Below are 26,240 nucleotides of genomic sequence, written 5' to 3'. Positions count from 1 at the left end.
TTAAATTGAAGAGTTTGATCATGGCTCAGATTGAACGCTGGCGGCAGGCCTAACACATGCAAGTCGAACGGTAACAGGAAGCAGCTTGCTGCTTYGCTGACGAGTGGCGGACGGGTGAGTAATGTCTGGGAAACTGCCCGATGGAGGGGGATAACTACTGGAAACGGTAGCTAATACCGCATAACGTCGCAAGACCAAAGAGGGGGACCTTCGGGCCTCTTGCCATCGGATGTGCCCAGATGGGATTAGCTAGTAGGTGGGGTAACGGCTCACCTAGGCGACGATCCCTAGCTGGTCTGAGAGGATGACCAGCCACACTGGAACTGAGACACGGTCCAGACTCCTACGGGAGGCAGCAGTGGGGAATATTGCACAATGGGCGCAAGCCTGATGCAGCCATGCCGCGTGTATGAAGAAGGCCTTCGGGTTGTAAAGTACTTTCAGCGGGGAGGAAGGCGYTGAGGTTAATAACCTCAGCGATTGACGTTACCCGCAGAAGAAGCACCGGCTAACTCCGTGCCAGCAGCCGCGGTAATACGGAGGGTGCAAGCGTTAATCGGAATTACTGGGCGTAAAGCGCACGCAGGCGGTCTGTCAAGTCGGATGTGAAATCCCCGGGCTCAACCTGGGAACTGCATTCGAAACTGGCAGGCTGGAGTCTTGTAGAGGGGGGTAGAATTCCAGGTGTAGCGGTGAAATGCGTAGAGATCTGGAGGAATACCGGTGGCGAAGGCGGCCCCCTGGACAAAGACTGACGCTCAGGTGCGAAAGCGTGGGGAGCAAACAGGATTAGATACCCTGGTAGTCCACGCTGTAAACGATGTCGACTTGGAGGTTGTTCCCTTGAGGAGTGGCTTCCGGAGCTAACGCGTTAAGTCGACCGCCTGGGGAGTACGGCCGCAAGGTTAAAACTCAAATGAATTGACGGGGGCCCGCACAAGCGGTGGAGCATGTGGTTTAATTCGATGCAACGCGAAGAACCTTACCTGGTCTTGACATCCACGGAAGTTTTCAGAGATGAGAAYGTGCCTTCGGGARCCGTGAGACAGGTGCTGCATGGCTGTCGTCAGCTCGTGTTGTGAAATGTTGGGTTAAGTCCCGCAACGAGCGCAACCCTTATCCTTTGTTGCCAGCGATTCGGTCGGGAACTCAAAGGAGACTGCCAGTGATAAACTGGAGGAAGGTGGGGATGACGTCAAGTCATCATGGCCCTTACGACCAGGGCTACACACGTGCTACAATGGCATATACAAAGAGAAGCGACCTCGCGAGAGCAAGCGGACCTCATAAAGTATGTCGTAGTCCGGATTGGAGTCTGCAACTCGACTCCATGAAGTCGGAATCGCTAGTAATCGTGGATCAGAATGCCACGGTGAATACGTTCCCGGGCCTTGTACACACCGCCCGTCACACCATGGGAGTGGGTTGCAAAAGAAGTAGGTAGCTTAACCTTCGGGAGGGCGCTTACCACTTTGTGATTCATGACTGGGGTGAAGTCGTAACAAGGTAACCGTAGGGGAACCTGCGGTTGGATCACCTCCTTACCTTAAAGAACCTGCCTTTGTAGTGTATTTGCTCTTTAAAAATCTGGATCAAGCTGAAAATTGAAACGACACACAGAATTTGTGTGTTCGAGTCTCTCAAATTTTCGCAATCAGAAGACAAGACATCTTCGGGTTGTGAGGTTAAGCGACTAAGCGTACACGGTGGATGCCCTGGCAGTCAGAGGCGATGAAGGACGTGCTAATCTGCGAAAAGCGTCGGTAAGGTGATATGAACCGTTATAACCGGCGATGTCCGAATGGGGAAACCCAGTGCAATTCGTTGCACTATCGTTAAGTGAATACATAGCTTAACGAGGCGAACCGGGGGAACTGAAACATCTAAGTACCCCGAGGAAAAGAAATCAACCGAGATTCCCCCAGGCTAAATACTCCTGACTGACCGATAGTGAACCAGTACCGTGAGGGAAAGGCGAAAAGAACCCCGGCGAGGGGAGTGAAAAAGAACCTGAAACCGTGTACGTACAAGCAGTGGGAGCCTCTTTATGGGGTGACTGCGTACCTTTTGTATAATGGGTCAGCGACTTATATTCTGTAGCAAGGTTAACCGAATAGGGGAGCCGAAGGGAAACCGAGTCTTAACTGGGCGTTAAGTTGCAGGGTATAGACCCGAAACCCGGTGATCTAGCCATGGGCAGGTTGAAGGTTGGGTAACACTAACTGGAGGACCGAACCGACTAATGTTGAAAAATTAGCGGATGACTTGTGGCTGGGGGTGAAAGGCCAATCAAACCGGGAGATAGCTGGTTCTCCCCGAAAGCTATTTAGGTAGCGCCTCGTGAACTCATCTTCGGGGGTAGAGCACTGTTTCGGCTAGGGGGTCATCCCGACTTACCAACCCGATGCAAACTGCGAATACCGAAGAATGTTATCACGGGAGACACACGGCGGGTGCTAACGTCCGTCGTGAAGAGGGAAACAACCCAGACCGCCAGCTAAGGTCCCAAAGTCATGGTTAAGTGGGAAACGATGTGGGAAGGCCCAGACAGCCAGGATGTTGGCTTAGAAGCAGCCATCATTTAAAGAAAGCGTAATAGCTCACTGGTCGAGTCGGCCTGCGCGGAAGATGTAACGGGGCTAAACCATGCACCGAAGCTGCGGCAGCGACACTATGTGTTGTTGGGTAGGGGAGCGTTCTGTAAGCCGTTGAAGGTGACCTGTGAGGGTTGCTGGAGGTATCAGAAGTGCGAATGCTGACATAAGTAACGATAATGCGGGTGAAAAACCCGCACGCCGGAAGACCAAGGGTTCCTGTCCAACGTTAATCGGGGCAGGGTGAGTCGACCCCTAAGGCGAGGCCGAAAGGCGTAGTCGATGGGAAACAGGTTAATATTCCTGTACTTGGTGTTACTGCGAAGGGGGGACGGAGAAGGCTATGTTGGCCGGGCGACGGTTGTCCCGGTTTAAGCGTGAAGGTGTGTGTTCCAGGCAAATCCGGTTCACTYTAACACTGAGGCGTGATGACGAGGCACTACGGTGCTGAAGTGACAAATGCCCTGCTTCCAGGAAAAGCCTCTAAGCATCAGGTAACACGAAATCGTACCCCAAACCGACACAGGTGGTCAGGTAGAGAATACCAAGGCGCTTGAGAGAACTCGGGTGAAGGAACTAGGCAAAATGGTGCCGTAACTTCGGGAGAAGGCACGCTGACAGGTAGGTGAAGCGACTTGCTCGTGGAGCTGAAATCAGTCGAAGATACCAGCTGGCTGCAACTGTTTATTAAAAACACAGCACTGTGCAAACACGAAAGTGGACTTGTCGGGTAAGTTCCGACCTGCACGAATGGCGTAATGATGGCCAGGCTGTCTCCACCCGAGACTCAGTGAAATTGAACTCGCTGTGAAGATGCAGTGTACCCGCGGCAAGACGGAAAGACCCCGTGAACCTTTACTATAGCTTGACACTGAACACTGGTCCTTGATGTGCAGGATAGGTGGGAGGCTTTGAAGTGTGGACGCCAGTCTGCATGGAGCCGCCCTTGAAATACCACCCTTTAATGGCTGGTGTTCTAACGTGGGCCCGTAATCCGGGTTGCGGACAGTGTCTGGTGGGTAGTTTGACTGGGGCGGTCTCCTCCTAAAGAGTAACGGAGGAGCACGAAGGTTAGCTAATCCTGGTCGGACATCAGGAGGTTAGTGCAATGGCATAAGCTAGCTTGACTGCGAGCGTGACGGCGCGAGCAGGTGCGAAAGCAGGTCATAGTGATCCGGTGGTTCTGAATGGAAGGGCCATCGCTCAACGGATAAAAGGTACTCCGGGGATAACAGGCTGATACCGCCCAAGAGTTCATATCGACGGCGGTGTTTGGCACCTCGATGTCGGCTCATCACATCCTGGGGCTGAAGTAGGTCCCAAGGGTATGGCTGTTCGCCATTTAAAGTGGTACGCGAGCTGGGTTTAGAACGTCGTGAGACAGTTCGGTCCCTATCTGCCGTGGGCGCTGGAGAATTGAGGGGGGCTGCTCCTAGTACGAGAGGACCGGAGTGGACGCATCACTGGTGTTCGGGTTGTCATGCCAATGGCATTGCCCGGTAGCTAAATGCGGAAGAGATAAGTGCTGAAAGCATCTAAGCACGAAACTTGCCCCGAGATGAGTTCTCCCTGACNGTACGAGAGGACCGGAGTGGACGCATCACTGGTGTTCGGGTTGTCATGCCAATGGCATTGCCCGGTAGCTAAATGCGGAAGAGATAAGTGCTGAAAGCATCTAAGCACGAAACTTGCCCCGAGATGAGTTCTCCCTGACTCTTAAAGAGTCCTGAAGGAACGTTGAAGACGACGACGTTGATAGGCCGGGTGTGTAAGCGCAGCGATGCGTTGAGCTAACCGGTACTAATGAACCGTGAGGCTTAACCTTACAACGCCGAAGATGTTTTGGCGGACGAGAGACAGAAACAATATTCAGCCTGATACAGATTAGTTGATGCGCAGGAATGCGTGTTGATAACAGAATTTGCCTGGCGGCAACAGCGCGGTGGTCCCACCTGACCCCATGCCGAACTCAGAAGTGAAACGCCGTAGCGCCGATGGTAGTGTGGGGTCTCCCCATGCGAGAGTAGGGAACTGCCAGGCATCAAATTAAGCAGTAAACTGATGTAAAAATCAGTGGTTGTATAAAAATTCGGTGGAGCGGTAGTTCAGTTGGTTAGAATACCTGCCTGTCACGCAGGGGGTCGCGGGTTCGAGTCCCGTCCGTTCCGCCACTTATTGAAGGCCCTGAGCTAATGCTCAGGGCTTTTTTTTGCCCGTGATTTAATTATTGCCAAATTCGCAAAAATCCTCTGCTTTTTACGCTCTTTTTCGACTCAAACCGAAAAGCCATACTCCTCTTAGTTAATGAACAATGTAATTAAAAAGAGGAATTCTATGGCTATCCCTGCATTTGGTCTCGGGACCTTCCGCCTGAAAGACGATGTGGTTATCGCTTCTGTTAAAACAGCTCTTGAGCTGGGCTATCGTGCTGTCGACACTGCACAAATCTATGATAATGAAGCAGCTGTAGGCCAGGCGATTGCCGAAAGCGGTGTACCGCGCAACGAGTTGTACATCACCACTAAGATCTGGACCGAAAATCTTGGCAAGGAAAAACTGATCCCAAGTCTGAAAGAGAGCCTGAAGAAACTGCGTACAGATTATGTTGATTTGACGTTGATCCATTGGCCATCACCAACCGACGCGGTTTCCGTTGAAGAGTTCATGCAGGCATTGCTTGAAGCCAAAAAGCAGGGGTTGACGCGTGAAATTGGCATCTCTAACTTCACTATCCCGTTGATGGAAAAAGCTATTGCTGCCGTGGGGGCCGAGAACATTGCAACCAACCAGATTGAGCTGTCTCCGTATCTGCAAAGTCGTAAACTGACCGACTGGGCCAAACAACATGGAATTCACATTACCTCTTATATGACGCTTGCTTACGGCAAAGCGCTGAAAGATGAAACGATCGCCCGTATTGCCGCTAAACATAAAGCGACTTCTGCTCAGGTGATCCTGTCATGGGCGATGGGGGAAGGGTATTCGGTCATCCCATCATCAACTAAACGGGAAAATCTGGCCAGCAATCTGCTGGCGCGGGATCTGAAGTTAGACGAAGAAGATAGACATGCGATCGCCATGCTGGATTGCAACGACCGCCTCGTGAGTCCGGAAGGTCTGGCCCCGCAGTGGGATTAATATTAAAACCCTCTCGAGGCTTTTAACCCTCTTTAACAGCTCTTTCGGGAGCTGTTCTTATATGTTCACTCAGAAAATCGATAAATGCACGAATCCGGGTGCTGACAGCCCGATCGCTGTAATAGACTGCGCTAAATGGCATCTCTACCGGCAGACGTTTATCCGCCAACAGTTCCACCAGTTCTCCCCGCGAGATTTCCTTATCAATCATATAATCGGATAAACAGGCGATACCGTTACCATTGAGGCAAAGTTGCTTCAGCGTTTCACCGCTGTTAGATGAAAGCCCGCATTCCACCTCATGGAGCTGCCCGTCATGACAGGCAACAGGCCAGGTATTGAGAGAGACGGGCTCAGTGAATCCCAGACACAGGTGTCGTTTCAGCTCTTCAACCGTTTCAGGCCTGCCAAAGCGAGCGATATAGTCCGGTGAAGCAATAATCTTGCGGTAGCTGGTAAAAAGAGGACGCGCGCGCAGGCTTGAGTCCGTCAGGATTCCGGCGCGTATGGCAACATCCACCTTCCGCTCAATCAGATTGATAAACGTTTCAGAGGAAACCAGCGACAGAGTCATTTCTGGATAGCGTTCCCGGAAGGGTTTGACCAGCGGCATCAAAAAATGCAGGACTACCGGCGTGGCGGCATCAATACGCAGTAACCCGCGTGGCGTATTGCGGCTTTCCTGGATTTCCGTTTCGGCGGCGGCCATCTCCTGCAATACAGACTGCACGCGACGAAAGTAGCGTTCACCTTCTTCCGTCAGGCTGAGCTGACGCGTCGTTCGATTAAGCAGGCTGACGCCCAGCTTCATCTCCAGTTTTTTCACTGCCCGGCTGACCGCAGAATTAGCTTGCCCAAGTTGCTCCGCCGCACGGCTGAAGCTACCGCTTTCCACAACTGAAACAAAAATGGCGAGTTCGTCTGATGTAGCTTTCATTTTTGCTCCTGAAGCAAAATTTTATTGAGATTTTGGATATTTTTGTTATTAAATCATCCCGGCATACTGCATGTCATCTGATTACTGATGATATGGAGTTATTTATGCCTCTCGCGTTATTTGCACTGACAATAAGTGCCTTTGCTATTGGCACGACCGAATTTGTGATTGTTGGCCTGGTGCCGACCATTGCCGAACAGCTGTCTATTTCCCTGCCTTCTGCCGGCATGCTGGTTTCAATTTATGCGCTGGGGGTGGCTGTTGGCGCTCCGGTTTTGACCGCCTTAACCGGAAGATTACCGCGTAAGCAGTTGTTGGTTGCGCTGATGGTGCTGTTTACTGCCGGAAATCTGTTGGCATGGCAGGCACCAGGCTATATGACATTGATTCTCGCCCGACTGTTGACCGGACTGGCGCATGGGGTGTTCTTCTCGATCGGTTCGACTATTGCAACAAGCCTTGTATCGAAAGAGAAAGCGGCTTCTGCTATCGCCATTATGTTTGGTGGCCTGACCGTCGCGCTGGTCACAGGCGTACCGCTTGGAACGTTTATTGGTCAGCATTTTGGCTGGCGTGAAACTTTTCTGGCGGTGTCATTGTTAGGTGTGATCGCCCTGATTAGCAGCCAGCTGTTAATTCCATCAAATATCCCAGGACGGACTGCGGCCAGTCTTCGCGACCAGCTGAAGGTTCTGACGCATCCTCGTCTTCTCTTGATCTATGCAGTGACCGCATTGGGTTACGGCGGCGTATTTACGGCATTCACCTTCCTGGCGCCAATGATGCAGAATCTGGCGGGGTTTACACCGGCGGCGGTGAGTTGGATCCTGTTGGGGTATGGCGTCTCGGTGGCGATCGGTAATATCTGGGGCGGTAAACTGGCCGATAAGCACGGCGCGGTTCCGGCACTGAAATTTATCTTCGCGGCGCTGTTTGTTCTGTTGATGGTTTTTCAGTTTACGGCTTCCATGCAATACGCCGCGCTGGCCACAATTCTGGTCATGGGGATCTTTGCCTTTGGTAACGTACCGGGTTTGCAGGTTTATGTTGTGCAGAAAGCCGAACAGTTCACGCCGAATGCGGTCGATGTTGCATCAGGCCTGAATATCGCTGCCTTTAACATTGGCATTGCTATGGGGTCAGTAGTCGGAGGCCAGACTGTAGAGCATTATGGCTTAGCGCAAACGCCATGGATTGGGGCATTAATTGTGTTAGGGGCTTTTCTGCTGCTGGGTGTGAGCGGGCGACTGGATAACGCTTCCCGCGTCGCGGTTCCGGGCTAATTGATTGTCGTAAGCGCTCACTTACAAAACATTATGCAATTGTCCGTTGAAAGTGTGAGCTAAAATCCCTATAACAGAAGAACCAGCCCGGCTGCGGGCTGGTTGACGTTACAGAGGTTTTAAAGTCTAAAGTGCGAAAAAACACCTATGCCATGCGCTATGTTGCCGGACAACCCGCAGAGCGGATTTTACCGCCCGGATCGTTTTCGAGCATTGGCCAGGCATTACCCGCTGGCATTCCGTTAAGCAGTGAAGACCGTATTCGGATCCTGGTGTGGAATATCTTTAAGCAGCAGCGAGCAGAATGGTTATCGGTGCTGAAGAACTTTGGTAAAGATGCGCATCTTGTTTTGCTGCAGGAGGCTCAAACTACGCCTGAACTGGTACAGTTTGCGACCACTAACTATCTTGCTGCCGATCAGGTACCCGCTTTTGTGCTGCCTCAGCATCCTTCTGGCGTAATGACGCTTTCAACAGCGCACCCGGTTTACTGCTGTCCGCTGAGGGAACGTGAGCCAATCCTGCGTCTGGCGAAATCCGCGCTGGTAACGGTTTATCCATTACCCGATACGCGGTTGCTGATGGTCGTGAACATTCATGCGGTTAACTTTAGTCTGGGAGTTGATGTGTATAGTAAGCAGTTACTTCCTATTGGCGACCAGATTGCACACCACAGCGGCCCCGTGATTATGGCCGGTGATTTTAATGCCTGGAGCCGTCGTCGAATGAACGCGTTGTATCGTTTTGCACGTGAAATGTCGCTGCGACAGGTGCGTTTTACCGACGATCAGCGCCGCCGTGCGTTCGGTCGCCCCCTGGATTTTGTCTTCTATCGTGGTCTGAACGTCAGCGAGGCTTCTGTATTGGTCACCCGCGCTTCCGATCACAATCCACTACTCGTCGAATTTAGTCCCGGCAAGCCTGAACAATAAGGTGTGTCAGGTCTGCCGTGGGGCAGACCTGCGGTGGTGCTGCCCTTTTCCTGTAAACAACCAAAGGACAGTACAATGACAACACACTCCCATCATGACAACGTTGAAAAGCAGTTTGGCTCGCAGGCAAATGCCTATTTAACCAGCACTGTGCATGCCTCCGGGCGCGATTTACAGCGCCTGGCAGAACGTCTGTCCTCTTTTCCCCATGCCAGCGTATTAGATATGGGATGTGGCGCAGGACATGCCAGCTTTATTGCTGCCCAAAACGTGAAACAGGTCGTGGCTTACGATCTGTCTTCGCAGATGCTCGATGTGGTCATGCAGGCGGCAAAAGACAAAGGGTTAGATAATATCGCGACCCGACAGGGATATGCCGAAAGCCTGCCGTTTGCGGATCAAACTTTTGAGGTGGTCATTAGCCGCTATTCAGCTCACCACTGGCATGACGTTGGGCAGGCATTGCGAGAGGTCAATCGGGTGCTGAAGCCGGGTGGGGTGGCGATCATAATGGACGTAATGTCACCGGGGCACCCGGTTCGCGATATCTGGTTACAGACCGTAGAGGCGTTACGTGACACGTCGCATGTGCGCAACTATTCCAGCGGAGAGTGGCTGTCCTTAATGAATGATGCGAATCTGATCGCCGATACCTTGTTAACTGACCGTTTACCGCTGGAATTCAGTTCGTGGGTAGCGAGGATGCGTACACCTGCGGTGCTGGTGGAGGCCATTCGTTTATATCAGCAGAGTGCGTCGGCAGAGGTTAAAACGTACTTTGCTTTGCAGGAGGATGGTTCATTTACCAGCGATATCATTATGGCTGAAGCGCATAAAGCGGCATAAATAAAAAAGGCACTGGGGGGAATCCAGTGCCTTTTCGGTATCAATTTATGGTCAGGAGTCTGGCATGCTGTTATTTTTCACAAACAGCGTGAGCTGATCGCCAGGCTGCAGATTCGCCGTATCGGTGTTCCAGCGCATCACATCTTTAATGTTAACGCCGTGTCGTTTAGCGATGCTTGAGAGCGAATCGCCTTTACGTACGCGATAGGTGATACTGTCGCTATTGTTTGCCAGCTGCTGCGCGCTGTTGCCCGCACCCACCGTCAAGCTTTGGCCCACTTTCAAGTTTGAACCACGCAGTTTGTTCCACTGCTGCAGATCTTTTGTGCTCACGCCAAGACGCGAAGCGATGCCGGAAAGCGTATCGCCAGAGCGAACGGTATAACTACGGCTGCTAAGCGGCGTGTTGTCCGCAACCAGCGTTGGCTGTACGGCAGCAATCTCGCCAGAGGCCAGAGACTCACGCAGTTGCTCTGCATGTTTCTTCGGCACCATCACGTATTGCGGGCCGCTTGCACCCAACGTCGAGCCTTTCACGCCAGCATTAAACGTTTTCAGTTTGCTGACAGAAATACCCGCCATATCTGCAACCTGCGCCATATCGACCGGGTTGTTCAAACGAACGCGCGCCAAAGCACGGCTTTCATCTGTCGTAGGCAGACGTACGCCATAACGTTTGCTGTTCTTGAAAATGTCACTCAGAGCCAGCATTTTGGGCACGTAGATTTTCGTTTCATGGGGCAAGGGCAACGACCAGAAGTCGGTGGATTTGCCACGCGCTTTGTTCGTTTTGATTGCCTTCATGACCCGACCTTCGCCGCTATTATAAGCCGCGACGGTCAACAGCCAGTCGCCGTCAAACATTTTGTTCAGACGCTGCATCATATCCAGCGCTGCGGTTGTGGAGGCCACAACGTCGCGACGCGCATCATAATTGCGGGTCTGCTTCAAACCATAATTGCGCCCCGTGCTCGGAATGATTTGCCAAATGCCTGCGGCATTGGCACCAGACGTCGCATGAGGATCAAAAGCGCTCTCCACTATGGGTAGTAATACCAGTTCCATAGGCATGTTACGTTTTTTAACCTGCCCGGCTATCCAGTACATATACGGCTCTGCCCGTAAAGTTACATCGTGGAGATAGCTCTTATTGCGTAAATACTTCTGTTTTTGTTCGCGAATCCGGTCATTTTCCGGAATTCCCATCTTTAGCTCGTCGCCAATGAAAGCCCACAAGTCTTGATCTGACGCGACAGAGGTTCCATCGTCCAACCATCGCGCCTGACTCGTAAACTTTCCTGCTTCCCCTTGACCAGCTGCAGAAAGGCTCTGTGCGTGCTGTTGGACGTTACCTGCGTTCTGAGACGACTGGCAACCCACGAGCAGGACAGAGGCGAGTAATATCGCTTTTGCCTTCATGTGTGTGTCAATAGTTGCTTAAAAGACGACCGATCATAACGGCGAAGTTCACCGATGACAAGTAAGAATTGTCAGAACCTGTCTTTCTTTGACCTTAACCATGCAAAACGCTCTTCAGGTTGTTGCAATATTGTTTCTTTGTTTATTTCATCAATTAAATCAGCATCTTCTGTTCTTAAGAAAATATTATTTTGTCGTTCATTTTTCAGAATTACGGGGAGTGTCATTTGGTTTTTTACCCGTAACTCATTAACTTTACGATAATATTCATTAATGAACGAATCGTGCGGTAGAATGCTTAGCGCAAACTTCATGTTTGCTAAAGTGTATTCGTGCGCAGAACAGACCAGAGTATCATCCGGAAGATTGCTTATTTTTTTAAGTGATTGATACATCTGGGGTGCTGTGCCTTCAAACAGACGTCCACAGCCACCTGAAAAGAGGGTGTCGCCGCAGAAAAGGTAAGGATGGCTAAAGTAACAGATATGTCCTAAAGTGTGACCCGGCGTAGCAAAAATACTAAATTCATGCCCCAGAACGACGGCAGTTTCTCCGTCTTTGACGACTTGCGTTGTTCCCTTATCTTGTGTTTCTGCCGGTCCGTAAACCACAATTTGCGGAAATTTTTGCACCAGTTCCTTTACGCCGCCTACGTGATCCTGATGATGATGAGTAAGAAAAATCGCTTCTGGCTGCCAGTTATGTTCTGTAATGGCATTTAAGACGGGTTTTGCATCACCCGGATCAACAATCAGACAACGTCCTTCATTATTACTCAGAACCCAGATGTAATTGTCCTGAAAGGCGGGAATACTGTTAAGATTCATAAATTACCTCTTACTGCGAACGGAAGGTTGTGATGAAACCGGCAAGGATCCCACAAATAGTCGTAGCCCCCGATCGCTGGGGCGATATGCCCTGGGGCGAGTACTATCGTGAGGCGCTCGAACATCAGCTTAACCCGTGGTTCGCGAAAATGTACGGTTTTCACCTGCTCAAAATCGGCAATTTAAGCGCAGAAATCAATTCAGAAGCGTGCGCGGTTTCTCATCAGGTGAATGTTTCTGTGCACGGCTCTCCTGTTCAGGTGCAGGCCGATCCGCTGCAACTTCCCTTTGCCGACAAATCTGTCGATGTTTGTTTGCTGGCGCACACGTTGCCATGGTGTGCCGATCCACATCGTTTACTGCGTGAAGCCGATCGGGTGTTAATCGATGATGGCTGGCTGGTGCTGAGCGGGTTTAACCCAATCAGCCTGATGGGGTTACGCAAGCTGGTGCCGGTATTACGTAAAACGTCACCTTATAATAGCCGGATGTTTACGCTGATGCGGCAGCTGGACTGGCTGTCACTGCTGAACTTTGAAGTGCTGCACTATAGCCGTTTCCATGTCTTGCCGTGGAAAAAAACGGGCGGGAAATTGCTCAGCGCCCACGTCCCGGCGCTGGGGTGCCTGCAACTGGTCGTCGCACGTAAGCGAACCATTCCATTAACGCTTAATCCGTTGAAGCAAAACAAAAGTAAGGCGCGAATTCGCCAGGCGGTAGGGGCCACCCGGCAGTATCGCAAGCCGGATGGTTAAGCCTCGGTCTGATAGCCGACATCATCCTGGGTTGGGTTCATTGCCGCACTGCGTGCGAGTTCATCGCAGCGTTCGTTTTCCGGATGTCCGGCATGGCCTTTGACCCATTCCCATTTGATTTGATGCTGCCCCAGTGCGGCATCAAGACGTTTCCAGAGATCGACGTTTTTTACCGGTTTTTTATCCGACGTTTGCCAACCGCGTTTCTTCCAGTTATGGATCCACTGAGTGATCCCCTGGCGGACATATTGGCTGTCGGTACTTAATACCACCTCACAATGTTCTTTCAGCGCCTCAAGAGCGACGATTGCTGCCATCAGCTCCATGCGGTTATTGGTTGTAAGGGTGTAGCCTTCGCTAAAGGTTTTTTCGCGGCCGCGATAGCGTAAAATCGCACCATAGCCACCTGGCCCTGGATTACCCAGGCAAGAACCGTCGGTGAAAATTTCTACCTGTTTAAGCATCTCTGGTAGACTTCCTGTAATTGAAATCGAACTGTAAACGACAAGTCTGACATAAATGACCGCTATGAGCACTGCAATTACACGACAGATCGTCCTCGATACCGAAACCACCGGTATGAACCAGATCGGCGCACACTATGAAGGACATAAGATTATTGAGATTGGCGCGGTGGAAGTCATCAACCGTCGCCTGACCGGTAATAACTTTCACGTTTATCTGAAACCGGACCGGCTGGTGGACCCGGAAGCTTTTGGCGTACACGGTATTGCGGATGAATTCCTGCTGGATAAACCGGTTTTCGCCGACGTGGCTGATGAGTTTCTCGACTATATTCGCGGCGCGGAGTTGGTTATCCATAACGCATCGTTTGATATCGGCTTTATGGATTACGAGTTTGGCAAGCTCAATCGCGGGATCCCTAAAACCAGTGAGTTCTGTAAAGTCACCGATAGCCTGGCGCTGGCGAGGAAAATGTTTCCCGGTAAGCGTAACAGCCTTGACGCGTTATGCTCACGTTATGAGATAGACAACAGCAAGCGTACGCTTCACGGCGCATTGCTCGATGCCCAGATTCTGGCCGATGTCTATCTGACGATGACCGGTGGACAGACCTCAATGGCTTTCTCAATGGAAGGAGAGGCGCAGCAGCAGCAGGGAGAAGCGACGATCCAGCGCATTGTGCGCCAGGCAAGTCGGTTACGCGTTGTTTTTGCCACTGATGAAGAGGTCGTAGCCCATGAATCGCGCCTTGACCTGGTGCAAAAGAAAGGCGGAAGTTGCCTCTGGCGGGCGTAGTGGCCCCTTTTGCGGCGCGGAAACCGCTATTCGGGTGAATTTTACAGCAAACGATTCAAAACTTGAGAAAAAGCGTTGACGAGCTGCGGGGCAATCCGTAATATTCGCTGCGTTCCCGGAGGGAGCACAACGCGGAGTGGTAGTTCAGTTGGTTAGAATACCTGCCTGTCACGCAGGGGGTCGCGGGTTCGAGTCCCGTCCATTCCGCCACTATTCAGAAAGCCTGAATCAGCAATGATTCAGGCTTTCGTCGTTTTAAGCACGGTAAAAAAACCGCCAAAATTGCCGCAGGCCGCTGTGCCCATTCACCCGGCGTCCGGGGAATACCTTTCTGTACCTGTCTACCCTGTTCCGGTGTTAACGCGGCAGGACCTTTCACCGCGGGATCAGCGCAGTGTAAAGGGATCGGCATCCTGCCAGGCCGGGAATTTCTCGCGATATTCTCGCAGCGCAGAGAGTGACAGGTCGGCATCAATACGGGTGGCCTGATGCGGTTCTGCGGTGGCGATTATCTCTCCCTGGGGATTAATCACCCGACTGTCGCCACGGTAATGATGGCCATTGCCGTCACTCCCGACCCGGTTACAGCCTGCAACATATGCCTGATTCTCAATGGCACGAGCCGCCAGCAGCGCCTGCCAGTGCAGCGAACGCGGCGCGGGCCAGTTGGCGACATACAGCGCCAGGTCATAATCATTCAGATTACGTGACCAGACTGGAAAACGCAGGTCGTAGCAGACCAGTGGCAGAATACGCCAGCCGCGCCATTCCAGGACCACGCGCGCGTTGCCTGCTTCATAATGGTGATGTTCATCCGCCATGCGGAACAGGTGGCGTTTATCGTAGAAATGCACATCGCCTTCAGGTTCAACCAGCAAAAAACGGTTTACCGGCCCACGTTCGGTCTGTAAAGCGGCGCTCCCGGCAATCAGAGCCTGTGTCTGCTGCGCTTTTACTCGCATCCACTGGATCACCTCTTCCTGCGCGAGTGACTGAACGGCGGCCTCCATAGCAAATCCGGTAGTAAACATCTCGGGCAGGACGATCACGTCGCGTCCGGTGAGCGTTTCCAGCAGCCGATCAAAGTGGCGCAGGTTAGCCGGACCATCCATCCAGACCAAAGGTTGTTGCAAGAGAGTAATCTTCAAACCAGACACAGTACCAAACTCCTCGTTGCGGGGCTTAAGTTAACTCTAACATCTTATTCGCGGAGTGTGTGGGTGGGGGCATATTGAAAGGCCATTTTCCAGAAACCGCTGATTTGCATTTACCAGTATCTCCAGCCACCATTAACAGGCAGAATAATGCGGGGATGAGCCCAGGAGGAAAAATGCTAAAGATATTAACCACTATCGCCACGGTGATCGTGGCAACAGGCGCAATGGCGCAAAGCGATATTAACCTGAGCACTCTGGCGAAAGATGATGCGACAAAAGCAGCGTACAGCCAAATGGTGGAAGGAAATAAATTGCCCGCATGGATCAATAAGGGGGGAACTTCTTCCCCGACGCAGACGGTGAAACTGGGTGGCGAATCATACCAGGTTCTGAGCGCGTGCAAACCGCATGATTGCGGCGCAGAACGTATTGCGGTGTTGTGGTCAGAAAAGTCACAACAGATGATGGGGGTGTTCTCAACGGTTGATGAGAAAACCTCACGAGAGAAACTAACGTGGCTGAACGTGAGCGACGAGCTGTCAATCGACGGTAAAACGGTACTGTTCGCTGCGCTGAGCGGAAGCCTGCAAAATCATCCTGATGCGTTTAACTACAACTAACGTATAAGCAAAAAAAGCGGAGCTTCAGCTCCGCTTTTTATTTCACCGATCTTCAGGCCGCTTCGATTTTACGTACTTTCTCTGGCAGCTTTACCGGCTGTGTTGCCAGCTCCTCCGGCTCAAAGTCGTCAACGTTGATGCTGCGCAGACGACTCTTCTCTGCTTTCACCAGGATAGCGGCTTCATCTTTATCGATTAACCCTTTCGCCAGCGCGTTGTGTGCCAGTTCATCCAGACGGGTGAACGGCAGATTTTTACCCAGTTCTTTACAGATACGCTGGTGGATAGGGTCGGCAGCCATCACGTCCAGCAGCGCTTCTTCAAGCAAACCGACCGGGTTATGCTCGCTCGGCGTCAGGTACTGACCACGTCCAATGCGCGAGCGGGTTGCGCATGGCACTTGCAGAATCTTCGCAACTTTATGATCCAGTTTGTCAGACGGTGCCAGATAGTGACGACCGGTTGGGAAGATCGCGACGTTCAGCAGACCCGCAACAAAACGGTTCGGGAAGTTTTGCAGCAGGTCGTCCATCGCCTGTTCTGCCTGATATAACGCGTCCTGCACGCCCCAGTGAACCAGCGGCAAATCGGCTTCATTACGACCTTCGTCGTCATAGCGTTTCAGTACCGCAGAGGCCAGGTAAAGCTGGCTTAACACATCGCCCAGACGGGCTGAGATACGTTCACGACGCTTCAGGCTACCGCCCAGAACCGCCATTGAGACATCAGACAGCAGGGCCAGGTTGGCGCTCAGCCGGTTGAGATGTTGATAATAACGTTTGGTCGCATCGCGGGTTGGCGAATTGCTGGTTAAGCCACGGGTCAGCCCTAACCACAGGCTGCGTACCTTGTTGCTGCCGACGTGCCCAATGTGTTTAAACAGCAGCTTATCGAACGCATTGACATCATTGTTTTGTGCTGCGGCCATCTCTTCGAGAACGTACGGATGGCAGCGAATTGCGCCCTGACCAAAAATCATCATGCTGCGGGTCAGGATGTTTGCCCCTTCAACGGTGATGGCGATAGGTGCGCCCTGATAAGCCCGGGCCAGGAAGTTGCTCTCCCCGAGCATAATGCCCTTACCGCCGGTGATATCCATTGCATCGATAATTGACTGCTGACCGCGGTGGGTACAGTGATACTTCACGATGGCTGACAGGACCGCCGGTTTCTCACCCAGCATAATGCCGTAAGTGATCAGTGATGCGGCGGCATCCATAACATACGCGTTGCCTGCGATACGCGCCAACGGCTCTTCAATCCCCTCCATTTTACCGATGGAGATTTTGAACTGACGGCGAATATGGGCATAGGCGCCCGTTGCCAGCGCCACGGATTTCACGCCGCCGGTGGAGTTGGACGGTAGGGTGATCCCGCGTCCCACCGACAGACATTCCACCAGCATACGCCAGCCCTGACCAGCCATTTTCGGTCCGCCGATGATGTAATCAATCGGGACAAAGACATCTTTACCGCGAGTCGGACCGTTCTGGAACGGTACGTTCAGCGGGAAGTGACGACGACCAATCTCCACGCCTGGCGTCGAGGTTGGGATCAGCGCACAGGTGATCCCCAGATCTTCATCACCACCCAGCAGTTTTTCCGGATCGGAGAGTTTAAACGCCAGACCGAGTACGGTCGCAATAGGTGCCAGAGTGATATAGCGTTTGTTCCAGGTCAGGCGCATGCCCAGTACCTGCTGGCCCTGCCAGTCGCCCATACAAACGATGCCGGTATCCGGAATCGCGCCTGCGTCAGAACCTGCTTCCGGACTGGTCAGTGCGAAGCAAGGGATCTCCTGGCCCCGCGCCAGACGTGGCAGGTAATGGTCTTTCTGTTCTTCTGTACCGTAATGTTGCAGCAGTTCGCCCGGGCCTAAAGAGTTGGGGACGCCCACGGTAATGGCCAGGATCCCGGAAACGCCGGAGAGTTTTTGCAGCACGCGAGACTGCGCGTAAGCCGAGAACGCCAGGCCACCGTACTCTTTCTTGATGATCATCGCGAAGAAACGGTGCTCTTTCAGATAGGCCCACAGCTCAGGCGGCAGGTCAGCCAGTTCATGGGTGATCTGAAAGTCGTTAGCCATACGGCAGGCTTCTTCAACCGGACCGTCAATAAATGCCTGTTCTTCGGCGGTGAGTTGCGGCTGCGGGTAGTTGTGTAATTTTTTCCAGTCTGGTTTCCCCTGGAACAGATCGCCTTCCCACCAGGTGGTACCGGCATCGATCGCTTCTTTCTCAGTGCGCGACATGGGCGGCATGACCTTACGGAAGCCACGAAACACTGGGGCAGAGACCATCGATTTACGCATCGGGGTAAAGTTAAAGGGGACGAGAATAATGGCCAGAGGAACCAGCAGCCAGACAGACCACAGACCGGCAACGCCAAGGGCTGCGGTCCATGCGAGCAGAATCAGGCTGCTGAGAAACAGGCTCACCCGGTGATAGAACAGCACGCCGAGCAGGACAATAGTCGCGAGAATACTCAAAATCATCATAACGAAAAGCTCCCTTGCTTGTAGGAGGTCTGACCACTTGTGATGATATGGTTGTAGTGTATGTAAAATCTTTTATCAATGCGTTTACAAAATAATTACAACAAAGCTCACATTGTTGCTGTTTTCTGCGGCACAAAAAATCAAAAGCGCTGACCATTCACGTGGCTTGTACTTCTCGCTTCCTGAGCTATCCGGTACACTGCATTCTGTCATTTACATTCATGCTGAAGGATATCCTCATGTACCAGGATCTTATTCGTAACGAACTGAACGAAGCGGCGGAAACGCTGGCTAATTTTTTAAAAGATGATGCCAATATTCACGCTATTCAGCGCGCGGCGGTCCTGCTGGCAGACAGTTTTAAAGCGGGTGGTAAAGTACTTTCCTGTGGTAACGGCGGTTCCCATTGCGATGCAATGCACTTTGCCGAGGAGCTGACCGGCCGCTACCGTGAAAACCGTCCGGGTTACCCGGCAATTGCGATTTCTGACGTCAGCCACATCTCCTGCGTCAGCAACGACTTCGGCTACGACTATGTGTTTTCGCGCTATGTGGAAGCGGTTGGCCGCGAAGGTGATGTCCTGTTAGGGATCTCCACTTCCGGTAACTCCGGTAACGTCATTAAAGCCATTGCGGCTGCGCGCGAGAAGGGAATGAAAGTGATCACCCTGACCGGTAAAGATGGCGGGAAAATGGCAGGTAGCGCAGATATTGAAATCCGCGTACCGCATTTCGGCTATGCAGACCGTATTCAGGAAATTCATATTAAAGTGATCCATATCCTGATCCAGCTGATCGAAAAAGAGATGGTGAAGTAAGAAGGCTATTTTATTTGCCATTTTGAATCCGGGCAGTGCTCGAAATCCTCACGTACTACGTGTACGCTCCGGTTTCTGCGCGCTGTCCGAATCCAAACTGGCTGCAACAATTACGCCTTCCCGCTTAAAGGCGTTTGTGGAGGTGATGTATGTGCGAACTGCTCGGGATGAGCGCCAATGTGCCAACCGATATCTGCTTTAGCTTCACCGGGCTTGTTCAGCGCGGTGGGGGAACCGGGCCGCATAAAGACGGCTGGGGTATTACCTTCTACGAAGGCAAAGGCTGTCGCACGTTCAAAGATCCGCAACCCAGTTTTAACTCCCCTATTGCCAGACTGGTCCAGGATTACCCCATCAAATCCTGCTCGGTGATTGCGCATATTCGCCAGGCGAATCGTGGGGAAGTGGCGCTGGAAAATACCCATCCGTTTACCCGTGAGCTCTGGGGGCGGAACTGGACCTATGCGCATAACGGGCAGCTCAACGGTTATAAGTCGCTGGAAACCGGTAATTTCCGCCCGGTCGGTGAGACGGACAGTGAAAAAGCATTTTGCTGGATGTTGCATAAGCTGACGCAGCGTTATCCACGCACGCCTGGCAATATGGCTGCGGTATTTAAATATATTGCGACGCTGGCAGGCGTATTGCGTGAGAAGGGTGTATTTAACATGCTGCTGTCGGACGGGCGCTATGTGATGGCGTTCTGCTCAACCAACCTGTACTGGATCACCCGTCGTGCGCCGTTTGGCGTGGCGACGCTGCTGGATCAGGATGTGGAGATCGACTTCAGCTCAGAGACCACACCGAACGATGTCGTCTCTGTGATTGCGACGCAACCGCTGACGGGCAATGAAACCTGGCAAAAGATTATGCCAGGTGAGTGGGCGTTATTTTGTCTCGGGGAGCGTGTAGTTTGATGCCAGCTGCGGCTGGATCACTTCGCTGCTCAGTGGTTTGCTGACCACGTAGCGACCTTCGACCACGGAAACGGTTGGCGGCTTGTGGGTCTGTTCAAAGTAATCGTATCCCGGCTTCAACTGAGCCCAGAAGTCCTTGTAATAAGAATATTTGTGGCGTTGCATGTTGGCATCCGTCATTCGGAACGGATAGATGCTGACCTGCACGCTGGACTGACCGAAAACCAGCGCTCCCGTCACGAACTGAAAAATCTCATCAATGCCGCTGTCCGTCATGGCATAACAGCCAACGGAGACGCAGGCGCCGTGAATCATCAGGTATTTGCCTTCATAACCATGCGCGCGATCGTAGGCATTCGGGAAGCCGATATTAATCGCTTTATAGAAGCGGCTGTCCGGTTTGAGCTGGTTACGCTGTACGCTGTAGAAACCTTCCGGGCTTTTGAAATCGCCCTGACGCTGTTTCGGGCCTAATCCACCGGAATAGTTGCAGATTTTGTAGCTGTCGAGCAGTTGATATTGCTCACCCATTTTAACGTAGAGATCGAGGGTGCGCTCTTCTTTGAAAATCTGAATATAGACCGGGGACCCCATCAACTGCTGCTTATACTCTTTGCCGATCGGCGTTGTCGAACGGCCGCTGCTCAGCAAACCGGCAAATGACACGCACGGGATCAAAAGCATCGCAATAAATAATGCGATTTTACGCATACTGCTTGTTCCTTGATAAAACGGTTACACACGCCAGAACGGCCAAAAGGATCCCAAATCGGAGATACCCTGAGTCAGTCGGGTTGCAATAACGGGCAGGCAACCTGAACGAGGATAGGGATAAATCTGAATCTGGAGCGCTCACATTAGCACCACAATATTTTTTCGCAAGTCTCTCGTGCTGTGTTTACAATGTGTACCGGAAATCAACCATCAGGGCAGTCCAGCGCCAGGTAGCCAGATTGTCAGGCTGCGATTTATTCATATTTTTTATTTTACTGAAATAAAAGTATTAATTTTTTAATAATGGATAATTAAGCATGGCGAATATATCGCCGCGATAAACTAAACAAACATTATTTGAACGGGTAATTTTTGTTTATGTCTTTTTCTGGCACTCCCAGGCTGATTTTACCGGGGCTGCTTTCGTTGTGTGTTGTTTTTTCACCGTTGTATGCAGCAACAGTTCCACATTCAACATCCCCTCTTAGCTATGCGGCGAAGTTGCGTATGCGCAACCGTGAACGGCTGCTTAATCAGTTTCACACGCAAATCAAAAAGCAGGCGCGCTATATCGTGGAGGGGACGCCGGAAAGCAAAAAAGCGCTACGACAGCAGAACCGACAGCGGATTAAACAGCATCCGGAGTGGTTCCCTGTGCCATTAAAAGCCAGCGATCGCCCCTGGCAGGCACTGGCGGAAAATAACCACTTTCTCAGCAGCGATCGCTTACATAACATCACGGAAGTGGCTATTCATCGCCTTGAGCAGCAATTGGGAAAACCGTATGTATGGGGAGGCGTTAATCCGCAGCAGGGATTTGACTGCTCAGGTCTGGTTTTCTACGCCTATAACAAAATTCTGGCGTCAAAATTACCGCGCACAGCCAATGAAATGTTTCACTACCGTCGGGCGACTATCGTCTCTGACCGCGATCTGCGGCGTGGCGATCTGCTGTTTTTCCATATTCACAGCCGGGAGATTGCCGATCATATGGGGGTGTATTTGGGCAATGGGCAGTTTATTGAGTCACCGCGCACGGGAGAACGGATTCGGATAAGCCAGCTGGCCGCGCCTTTTTGGCAGGATCACTATCTTGGCGCCCGCCGTATTCTGACGGAAAACACGATTATCTGAACCGTAATATCGCCATAAAATTATTCCGGCGAGTACGGCATTGGCCCGATCGAGGCGGGGAGCCGGAACGCCCCCTCAGACGAGCGGTGGATTCAGAGCCAACTGAAGCCACCGCCTTATCCTTACTAACTTAATGCCCCCATAATTTTTAATTCCAGTTCGTCGGCCACTTCATTGTAAGAAAGCACATGCAGTCCTGGGGCGAAAAGCCGGGCATAGCGGGCTAACAGCGGACGTAGCTGCGGCGCCACTAACAGAACCGGTTCCTTACCCGCCGCCTTCATCTGTTCTTTAATCTGCGGCATATTGGTCTGGAACTGGTTGAGCATATTGGGATCGACGGGCACGCTGTCGAGCATCACTTTTCCACTTTGTTGTGCCTGGTTCACCACGCTGGAGAGCAGGTTTTCCAGCTCGTTATTCAGCGTGTAAACGGCCAGCTCATGCTTGCGGACAAACGCATGGGTGATGCTGCGGCGCAGCGCCAGGCGCACATCCGCAGCCAGCAAAATGTGATCCTTCGTGGTGGCGCTACTGGCGACCAACACCGTGGCAATGGTAACGATATCCCGCAGTGAAACCCCTTCAATTAGCAGAGAGCGGTACACTTTCAGCAGCTGACTGTAGTTCAGTGCGGCGCTGAGATCCTCCCCCAGTCGTGGCGCCATTGAGGAGAGACGATTGTGCAGCTGGGTAATATCGTCATAGTTGAACAGATCGGGAATATAGTGACGGATAACCTTATTCACGTGTGTCGCAATCACGCTGGCGCTATCAATCACCTGATAACCCATATTCAGCGCTTTCGCTTTCTGCGCTGGCTGAATCCAGGTCACGGGCATACCGTAAGCCGGGTCGTTGCCTAACACGCCGTCAATCTCGCCATAGGTTTCACTGGAGGGCAGCGCCATCAGCTTATCGGAAGGAATATCCGCTTCATCGGCTTTGATGCCGTTGATGAAAATCGCATACTGACTGGGCTTCAGGCGGAAGTTTTCCCGAATGCGAATTTCCGGTAACAGGACGCCGTTGCTATCGGAAATGACCTGTCGGACACCACGAATGCGCTGGGTGAGCGGGTTGCCTTTTGACTTATCCACCAGCGAAACCAGCTTATAGCCAAGACTCAGGCTGATCGGTTCAATCAGCGGAATGGTTTCCCAGCTGACCTGTTGCTCTGTGTTTTCGGTGATGGTTTTGGTTAGCGTTTCGAGGTTTTTTTCTTCCGTTTCCGCCGCTTTTGGCCGCTTACTCATTCGCCAGGCGGCAAATCCGAGTAGTCCGCTGAAAATCAGGAACGGAAAGTGCGGCATACCGGGAACAATCGCCAGCACAAACATAATGCTGGTGGCGGTATACAGTACGGAAGGGCTGGCCAGCAGCTGGGTGCGAACGTCAGTGGCAATATCCCCGTTATCACTCACGCGAGTGACGATGATCGCCGCCGCAGTGGAGAGCAGCAGGGAGGGGATCTGGGCGACCAGACCGTCGCCGATGGTCATCAATACATACTGGCGAAAGGCCGCCTCAGCGCTTAAATCGTATTTAAAGATCCCAATACAGACGCCGCCGATCAGGTTGATCGCCAGAATCATCATCCCGGCAATGGCATCCCCGCGCACGAATTTTGAGGCGCCGTCCATTGCCCCGTAGAAATCGGCTTCACTGGCGACATCTTTACGGCGCGTCTGCGCCTGCTGCTGGTTGATAAGGCCGGCGTTGAGATCGGCGTCGATCGCCATCTGCTTGCCCGGCATCGCGTCCAGAGTAAAGCGCGCGGAAACTTCAGAGATACGCTCTGCACCTTTGGTCACCACGATAAAGTTGATGATCATCAGGATGATGAACACCACGAACCCGACGACGAAGTTGCCGCCAATCACCACCTGGCCGAAGGATTCAATCACTTTACCCGCTGCGCCTGCCCCCATATGCCCGTGCAGCAGAACCACACGCGTAGACGCGACGTTCAGCGTCAGTCGCATCAGGGTGGTAATCAACAAAATAGTGGGGAATACGCTGAATTCAAGCGGCCGTTTTGCCGATACGGCTACCAGCAGCACCATCACGGCCAGGACAATGTTAAAGGTGAACAGAATATCCAGCAGCGCCGGGGGGAGCGGCAGGATCACCATCGCCAGGATACAAAGTATCACCAGCGGCACGCCGATATTGCCGTTGCGCAGCAGCGCCAGGAGTTGTTTAGTGATTTTCGGCATCCAGTTTAAGAACCTCTTTTGGAATAGAAATATGTCTGTTCAGTGAGGGGCGTGGCTGTGAACCATCGCGCCAGTGTTTCATCTGCAACACGTATGTCAGCACATGGGCAATGGCCCGATAGAGCTGAAAGGGAATTTGTTGGTTAACCTGCGTGGTGTAGTAGACCGAGCGCGCCAGTTTTGGAAACTCCACCACTTCAATGTTGTTCTCAGCTGCGACCTGACGAATATAGAGGGCAATTTCATCCGTTCCTTTTGCGACCACAAAGGGCGCGGCGGCGCGTGACTGGTCATACTGCAATGCGACGGCGTAATGGGTTGGGTTGGTTATCACCACGTTTGCTTTCGGCACTACTTTGCGGATTTGCCCCATCGCTATTTGTCGTTGCAGGCGGCGCACTCTGGCCTTGACCTCTGGCTTCCCTTCCTGGTTTTTGTACTCTTCCTTCACTTCCTGTTTGGTCATCTTCAGCCCTTTGGTGAACATTTTTTTCGCCAGAGGGACATCGATGAGGGCAAAAAAGATAAACAAAATGACAAAGTTGCGCATGATGCCGCTGTAAAGCGTCAGGCCATCGCTGACGGCCTGTTTAAACCACAGCTCTTGCAGGCCGAGAAAGAGCGTGAAGTTATTGCGCAGGCTTATCCACAGCATCACCAGCAGCACTATCGCCTTCAGCGTCATCTTGCTGGTCTCTATCAGGTGTTCTGATGAAAACAGGCGACCGGCCCCTTTTAGCGGACTGATCTTACTGAAATCCGGCAGGATTTTTTGCGGCAGAAAAACCCAGCCGCCGGGAATCAGCGATGAAACCAGCGCGGCGGCGGGCATGGGGAGCAGCGTCAGAATAAATTTCGCTAAAATCAGCAGGTGGTGCTGTAAAAATTGTCCGATGACGTCCGGATCGTTAATGTTCTGCGCATACTGATGCACGCTGATAAAGCTCTCGCGCACGAACTCTTCATACCAGGGAAAGCTGCTGGAGATCACCATAAATGCTGCAAAAAAGCTCGCTGCCAGCCCCATGTCTTTGGAACGCGGTATCTGCCCCTCTTCTCTGGCTTTGCGAAGTTTTTGCGCCGAGGGTTTTTCTGTTTTTTCTGCGCTGCTGCTATCAGCCATAGTGCCCCTTCAACGCGTCAAGCTGTTGTAAAACGAAGTTCGCCAGATGCAGATAGTGGTCCGGCAGGTTGTACAACAACGTGGCAAAACAGATAAGGCCCGCCAGCATATTGATCGGAAAGCCCAGTGAATAGAGGTTCAACGGTGGCGCGATGCGGTTGAGCAGGCCAAAGCAGCCCTGAACGATCAGCATAATAAAGGTGGTGGGCAGGGCGAGGAGCATCGCCGACGCCACGACCCAGCTGAAGGCCAGCGAAATAGTACGCAGGGTTTGCGGATGCAGCGCGTTGCCGATGGGCCAGTAAGTGAAGCCTTTGTACAAAATGCTCACCAGCAGCAGATGCCCGTCCATCGCGAAGAACAGGATTATCGCGTAAATATTAATCAGCTCAGCCAGCACCGTCGTGGATGCGCCGCTACCGGGATCGTTCATCACCGCCATGCTCATCCCCATATTAAACGAGAGGATTTGCCCCGCCAGCTGAAGCGCGAGAAACAAAAATTGCAGCATCAGGCCGAACAGCATCCCCCACAGGATCTGCTCAGCCGTCAGGATGAGGCTGTTGATGGACAAGAGATCGGTGGGCACGGGGTGCGGGATCATGGGGGTCATAATAATGGCCAGAGCCAGCGATAAAATAATCCGCACGCGGAGGGGCAACGCGCCGTTATCGAAAACCGGCACGTAGCGAATAAACGCCATGATGCGTACAAAGGGAAACCATAATCCCAGCACCAAATTTGTGAGCTGTGTGATATCTGTTTCGCGCATCTCAATGCACCAGAATGGCGGCCTGAGTGAATAAATGAATACAGAGATCGTTCAACTGGACGATCATCCATTTTCCACAGATCCCCAGTACCGCCAGGGTAACAATGAGACGCGGCAGGAAGCTCAGCGTTTGCTCGTTAATTTGGGTTACCGCCTGGAAAATGCTGACGAGAAGCCCAACCAGCAGGCTGGGAACGACCAGGACGCAGACCAGAATAATGACGACTTTTATGCCGCTGGCGACAATGTCTGCCGCTACATCGATGGTTAACATGAGC

Annotated in this window: 21 protein-coding genes, 2 tRNA genes and 3 rRNA genes; 15 read left to right on the top strand and 11 right to left on the bottom strand. The window is 52.2% G+C overall.

The window, feature by feature from the left end:
- Positions 1–2: 2 nt before the first annotated feature.
- From C3432_RS12550 to dkgB, 5 genes are all read left to right on the top strand, one after another.
- A 16S ribosomal RNA gene (locus C3432_RS12550) occupies positions 3–1,544 on the top strand.
- 139 nt (positions 1,545–1,683) lie between these two features.
- A 23S ribosomal RNA gene (locus tag C3432_RS12545) occupies positions 1,684–4,419 on the top strand.
- A 99-nt stretch (positions 4,420–4,518) separates the two neighbouring features.
- Positions 4,519–4,634 (top strand): 5S ribosomal RNA (rrf, locus tag C3432_RS12540).
- The 16S, 23S and 5S rRNA genes sit together here with 1 tRNA gene alongside, the layout of an rRNA operon.
- A gap of 54 nt (positions 4,635–4,688) precedes the next feature.
- Positions 4,689–4,765: transfer RNA gene (locus C3432_RS12535), tRNA-Asp, on the top strand.
- Between the two features lie 163 nt (positions 4,766–4,928).
- Positions 4,929–5,732 (top strand): 2,5-didehydrogluconate reductase DkgB, encoded by an 804-nt coding sequence (dkgB, locus tag C3432_RS12530; protein ID WP_103776908.1) that lies wholly within the window; start codon positions 4,929–4,931, stop codon positions 5,730–5,732.
- 22 nt (positions 5,733–5,754) lie between these two features.
- Here dkgB and yafC read toward each other — a convergent pair whose 3' ends face one another.
- Positions 5,755–6,669, bottom strand: coding sequence for a DNA-binding transcriptional regulator YafC (yafC, locus tag C3432_RS12525; protein WP_103776907.1), 915 nt, complete (start codon positions 6,667–6,669; stop codon positions 5,755–5,757).
- A gap of 104 nt (positions 6,670–6,773) precedes the next feature.
- Between yafC and C3432_RS12520 the strand changes: the two genes are divergently transcribed.
- From C3432_RS12520 to C3432_RS12510, 3 genes are all read left to right on the top strand, one after another.
- Entirely contained in the window at positions 6,774–7,952 is a 1,179-nt protein-coding gene (locus C3432_RS12520; RefSeq protein ID WP_103776971.1) for an MFS transporter, read from the top strand.
- A 131-nt stretch (positions 7,953–8,083) separates the two neighbouring features.
- Entirely contained in the window at positions 8,084–8,884 is an 801-nt protein-coding gene (locus C3432_RS12515) for an endonuclease/exonuclease/phosphatase family protein (protein WP_103776906.1), read from the top strand.
- Between the two features lie 75 nt (positions 8,885–8,959).
- Entirely contained in the window at positions 8,960–9,730 is a 771-nt protein-coding gene (locus C3432_RS12510) for a class I SAM-dependent methyltransferase (RefSeq protein WP_103776905.1), read from the top strand.
- A gap of 51 nt (positions 9,731–9,781) precedes the next feature.
- Here the strand turns inward: C3432_RS12510 and mltD are convergent, their stop codons facing one another.
- Both mltD and gloB read right to left on the bottom strand, forming a co-directional pair.
- On the bottom strand, positions 9,782–11,149 hold the full coding sequence (mltD, locus tag C3432_RS12505; protein WP_103776904.1) for a murein transglycosylase D: 1,368 nt from the start codon (positions 11,147–11,149) through the stop codon (positions 9,782–9,784).
- A 71-nt stretch (positions 11,150–11,220) separates the two neighbouring features.
- Positions 11,221–11,976 carry a hydroxyacylglutathione hydrolase gene (gene gloB / locus C3432_RS12500; RefSeq protein WP_103776903.1) on the bottom strand — a complete coding sequence of 252 codons (756 nt, stop codon included), beginning with the start codon at positions 11,974–11,976 and terminating at the stop codon, positions 11,221–11,223.
- Between the two features lie 32 nt (positions 11,977–12,008).
- On the opposite strand from gloB, the gene C3432_RS12495 reads away from it, so the two are divergent.
- Positions 12,009–12,731 (top strand): class I SAM-dependent methyltransferase, encoded by a 723-nt coding sequence (locus tag C3432_RS12495; protein WP_103776902.1) that lies wholly within the window; start codon positions 12,009–12,011, stop codon positions 12,729–12,731.
- Here C3432_RS12495 and rnhA read toward each other — a convergent pair.
- Positions 12,728–13,195: a ribonuclease HI gene (gene rnhA, locus C3432_RS12490; RefSeq protein ID WP_103776901.1), complete on the bottom strand. Its 468-nt coding sequence runs from the start codon at positions 13,193–13,195 to the stop codon at positions 12,728–12,730. The two genes, C3432_RS12495 and rnhA, sit on opposite strands and share 4 nt — an antisense overlap.
- Before the next feature lie 64 nt (positions 13,196–13,259).
- Here rnhA and dnaQ point away from each other — a divergent pair, with 64 nt between their 5' ends.
- The gene (dnaQ, locus tag C3432_RS12485) at positions 13,260–13,991 is read left to right on the top strand and encodes a DNA polymerase III subunit epsilon (RefSeq protein ID WP_103776970.1); all 732 of its coding nucleotides are present in this window, start codon (positions 13,260–13,262) and stop codon (positions 13,989–13,991) included.
- A 133-nt stretch (positions 13,992–14,124) separates the two neighbouring features.
- A tRNA-Asp gene (locus tag C3432_RS12480) sits at positions 14,125–14,201 on the top strand.
- Positions 14,202–14,377: 176 nt separating this feature from the next.
- On the opposite strand, the gene C3432_RS12475 is transcribed toward C3432_RS12480, so the two are convergent.
- The gene (locus C3432_RS12475) at positions 14,378–15,148 is read right to left on the bottom strand and encodes an amidohydrolase (RefSeq protein WP_103776900.1); all 771 of its coding nucleotides are present in this window, start codon (positions 15,146–15,148) and stop codon (positions 14,378–14,380) included.
- Positions 15,149–15,321: 173 nt separating this feature from the next.
- Here C3432_RS12475 and ivy point away from each other — a divergent pair, with 173 nt between their 5' ends.
- A complete protein-coding gene (gene ivy / locus C3432_RS12470) occupies positions 15,322–15,768 on the top strand; it encodes an Ivy family C-type lysozyme inhibitor (RefSeq protein ID WP_103776899.1) in 447 nt (148 codons plus the stop codon).
- A 52-nt stretch (positions 15,769–15,820) separates the two neighbouring features.
- On the opposite strand, the gene fadE is transcribed toward ivy, so the two are convergent.
- On the bottom strand, positions 15,821–18,265 hold the full coding sequence (fadE, locus tag C3432_RS12465) for an acyl-CoA dehydrogenase FadE (protein ID WP_103776898.1): 2,445 nt from the start codon (positions 18,263–18,265) through the stop codon (positions 15,821–15,823).
- Positions 18,266–18,504: 239 nt separating this feature from the next.
- Between fadE and lpcA the strand changes: the two genes are divergently transcribed.
- Together lpcA and C3432_RS12450 are read left to right on the top strand one after the other, a co-directional pair.
- On the top strand, positions 18,505–19,083 hold the full coding sequence (gene lpcA, locus C3432_RS12460) for a D-sedoheptulose 7-phosphate isomerase (protein WP_103776897.1): 579 nt from the start codon (positions 18,505–18,507) through the stop codon (positions 19,081–19,083).
- A gap of 149 nt (positions 19,084–19,232) precedes the next feature.
- Positions 19,233–20,000 (top strand): class II glutamine amidotransferase, encoded by a 768-nt coding sequence (locus C3432_RS12450; RefSeq protein ID WP_103776896.1) that lies wholly within the window; start codon positions 19,233–19,235, stop codon positions 19,998–20,000.
- On the opposite strand, the gene dpaA is transcribed toward C3432_RS12450, so the two are convergent.
- The gene (gene dpaA, locus C3432_RS12445; RefSeq protein WP_103776895.1) at positions 19,971–20,711 is read right to left on the bottom strand and encodes a peptidoglycan meso-diaminopimelic acid protein amidase; all 741 of its coding nucleotides are present in this window, start codon (positions 20,709–20,711) and stop codon (positions 19,971–19,973) included. The genes C3432_RS12450 and dpaA overlap by 30 nt on opposite strands.
- 381 nt (positions 20,712–21,092) lie before the next feature.
- Here dpaA and C3432_RS12440 point away from each other — a divergent pair, with 381 nt between their 5' ends.
- Positions 21,093–21,848, top strand: coding sequence for a C40 family peptidase (locus C3432_RS12440; protein WP_103776894.1), 756 nt, complete (start codon positions 21,093–21,095; stop codon positions 21,846–21,848).
- A 125-nt stretch (positions 21,849–21,973) separates the two neighbouring features.
- On the opposite strand, the gene flhA is transcribed toward C3432_RS12440, so the two are convergent.
- From flhA to C3432_RS12420, 4 genes are read right to left on the bottom strand one after another with little or no spacing between them, the layout of a single operon-like run.
- Positions 21,974–24,067: a flagellar biosynthesis protein FlhA gene (gene flhA / locus C3432_RS12435; RefSeq protein WP_103776893.1), complete on the bottom strand. Its 2,094-nt coding sequence runs from the start codon at positions 24,065–24,067 to the stop codon at positions 21,974–21,976.
- Entirely contained in the window at positions 24,051–25,190 is a 1,140-nt protein-coding gene (gene flhB / locus C3432_RS12430; protein WP_103776892.1) for a flagellar type III secretion system protein FlhB, read from the bottom strand. Before flhB ends, flhA begins: the two co-directional genes overlap by 17 nt.
- The gene (gene fliR, locus C3432_RS12425; protein ID WP_103776891.1) at positions 25,183–25,962 is read right to left on the bottom strand and encodes a flagellar biosynthetic protein FliR; all 780 of its coding nucleotides are present in this window, start codon (positions 25,960–25,962) and stop codon (positions 25,183–25,185) included. The genes flhB and fliR overlap by 8 nt, the downstream gene beginning before the upstream one ends.
- Position 25,963: 1 nt before the next feature.
- Entirely contained in the window at positions 25,964–26,236 is a 273-nt protein-coding gene (locus C3432_RS12420) for a flagellar biosynthetic protein FliQ (RefSeq protein ID WP_103776890.1), read from the bottom strand.
- Positions 26,237–26,240 lie beyond the last annotated feature (4 nt).

The organism is Citrobacter amalonaticus, assembly GCF_002918555.1.
GTDB lineage: Bacteria > Pseudomonadota > Gammaproteobacteria > Enterobacterales > Enterobacteriaceae > Citrobacter_C > Citrobacter_C amalonaticus_A.
The sequence above is the reverse complement of the archived record's forward strand: the minus strand, read 5'-3'. Positions and strand labels throughout refer to the sequence as shown.

Coding starts and splice junctions, on each gene's coding strand:
- dkgB (WP_103776908.1), top strand. CDS start 4,929: ATGGCTATCCCTGCATTTGGTCTCGGGACCTTCCGCCTGAAAGACGAT.
- yafC (WP_103776907.1), bottom strand. CDS start 6,669: ATGAAAGCTACATCAGACGAACTCGCCATTTTTGTTTCAGTTGTGGAA.
- C3432_RS12520 (WP_103776971.1), top strand. CDS start 6,774: ATGCCTCTCGCGTTATTTGCACTGACAATAAGTGCCTTTGCTATTGGC.
- C3432_RS12510 (WP_103776905.1), top strand. CDS start 8,960: ATGACAACACACTCCCATCATGACAACGTTGAAAAGCAGTTTGGCTCG.
- mltD (WP_103776904.1), bottom strand. CDS start 11,149: ATGAAGGCAAAAGCGATATTACTCGCCTCTGTCCTGCTCGTGGGTTGC.
- gloB (WP_103776903.1), bottom strand. CDS start 11,976: ATGAATCTTAACAGTATTCCCGCCTTTCAGGACAATTACATCTGGGTT.
- C3432_RS12495 (WP_103776902.1), top strand. CDS start 12,009: ATGAAACCGGCAAGGATCCCACAAATAGTCGTAGCCCCCGATCGCTGG.
- rnhA (WP_103776901.1), bottom strand. CDS start 13,195: ATGCTTAAACAGGTAGAAATTTTCACCGACGGTTCTTGCCTGGGTAAT.
- dnaQ (WP_103776970.1), top strand. CDS start 13,260: ATGAGCACTGCAATTACACGACAGATCGTCCTCGATACCGAAACCACC.
- ivy (WP_103776899.1), top strand. CDS start 15,322: ATGCTAAAGATATTAACCACTATCGCCACGGTGATCGTGGCAACAGGC.
- fadE (WP_103776898.1), bottom strand. CDS start 18,265: ATGATGATTTTGAGTATTCTCGCGACTATTGTCCTGCTCGGCGTGCTG.
- lpcA (WP_103776897.1), top strand. CDS start 18,505: ATGTACCAGGATCTTATTCGTAACGAACTGAACGAAGCGGCGGAAACG.
- C3432_RS12450 (WP_103776896.1), top strand. CDS start 19,233: ATGTGCGAACTGCTCGGGATGAGCGCCAATGTGCCAACCGATATCTGC.
- dpaA (WP_103776895.1), bottom strand. CDS start 20,711: ATGCGTAAAATCGCATTATTTATTGCGATGCTTTTGATCCCGTGCGTG.
- C3432_RS12440 (WP_103776894.1), top strand. CDS start 21,093: ATGTCTTTTTCTGGCACTCCCAGGCTGATTTTACCGGGGCTGCTTTCG.
- flhA (WP_103776893.1), bottom strand. CDS start 24,067: ATGCCGAAAATCACTAAACAACTCCTGGCGCTGCTGCGCAACGGCAAT.
- flhB (WP_103776892.1), bottom strand. CDS start 25,190: ATGGCTGATAGCAGCAGCGCAGAAAAAACAGAAAAACCCTCGGCGCAA.
- fliR (WP_103776891.1), bottom strand. CDS start 25,962: ATGCGCGAAACAGATATCACACAGCTCACAAATTTGGTGCTGGGATTA.
- C3432_RS12420 (WP_103776890.1), bottom strand. CDS start 26,236: ATGTTAACCATCGATGTAGCGGCAGACATTGTCGCCAGCGGCATAAAA.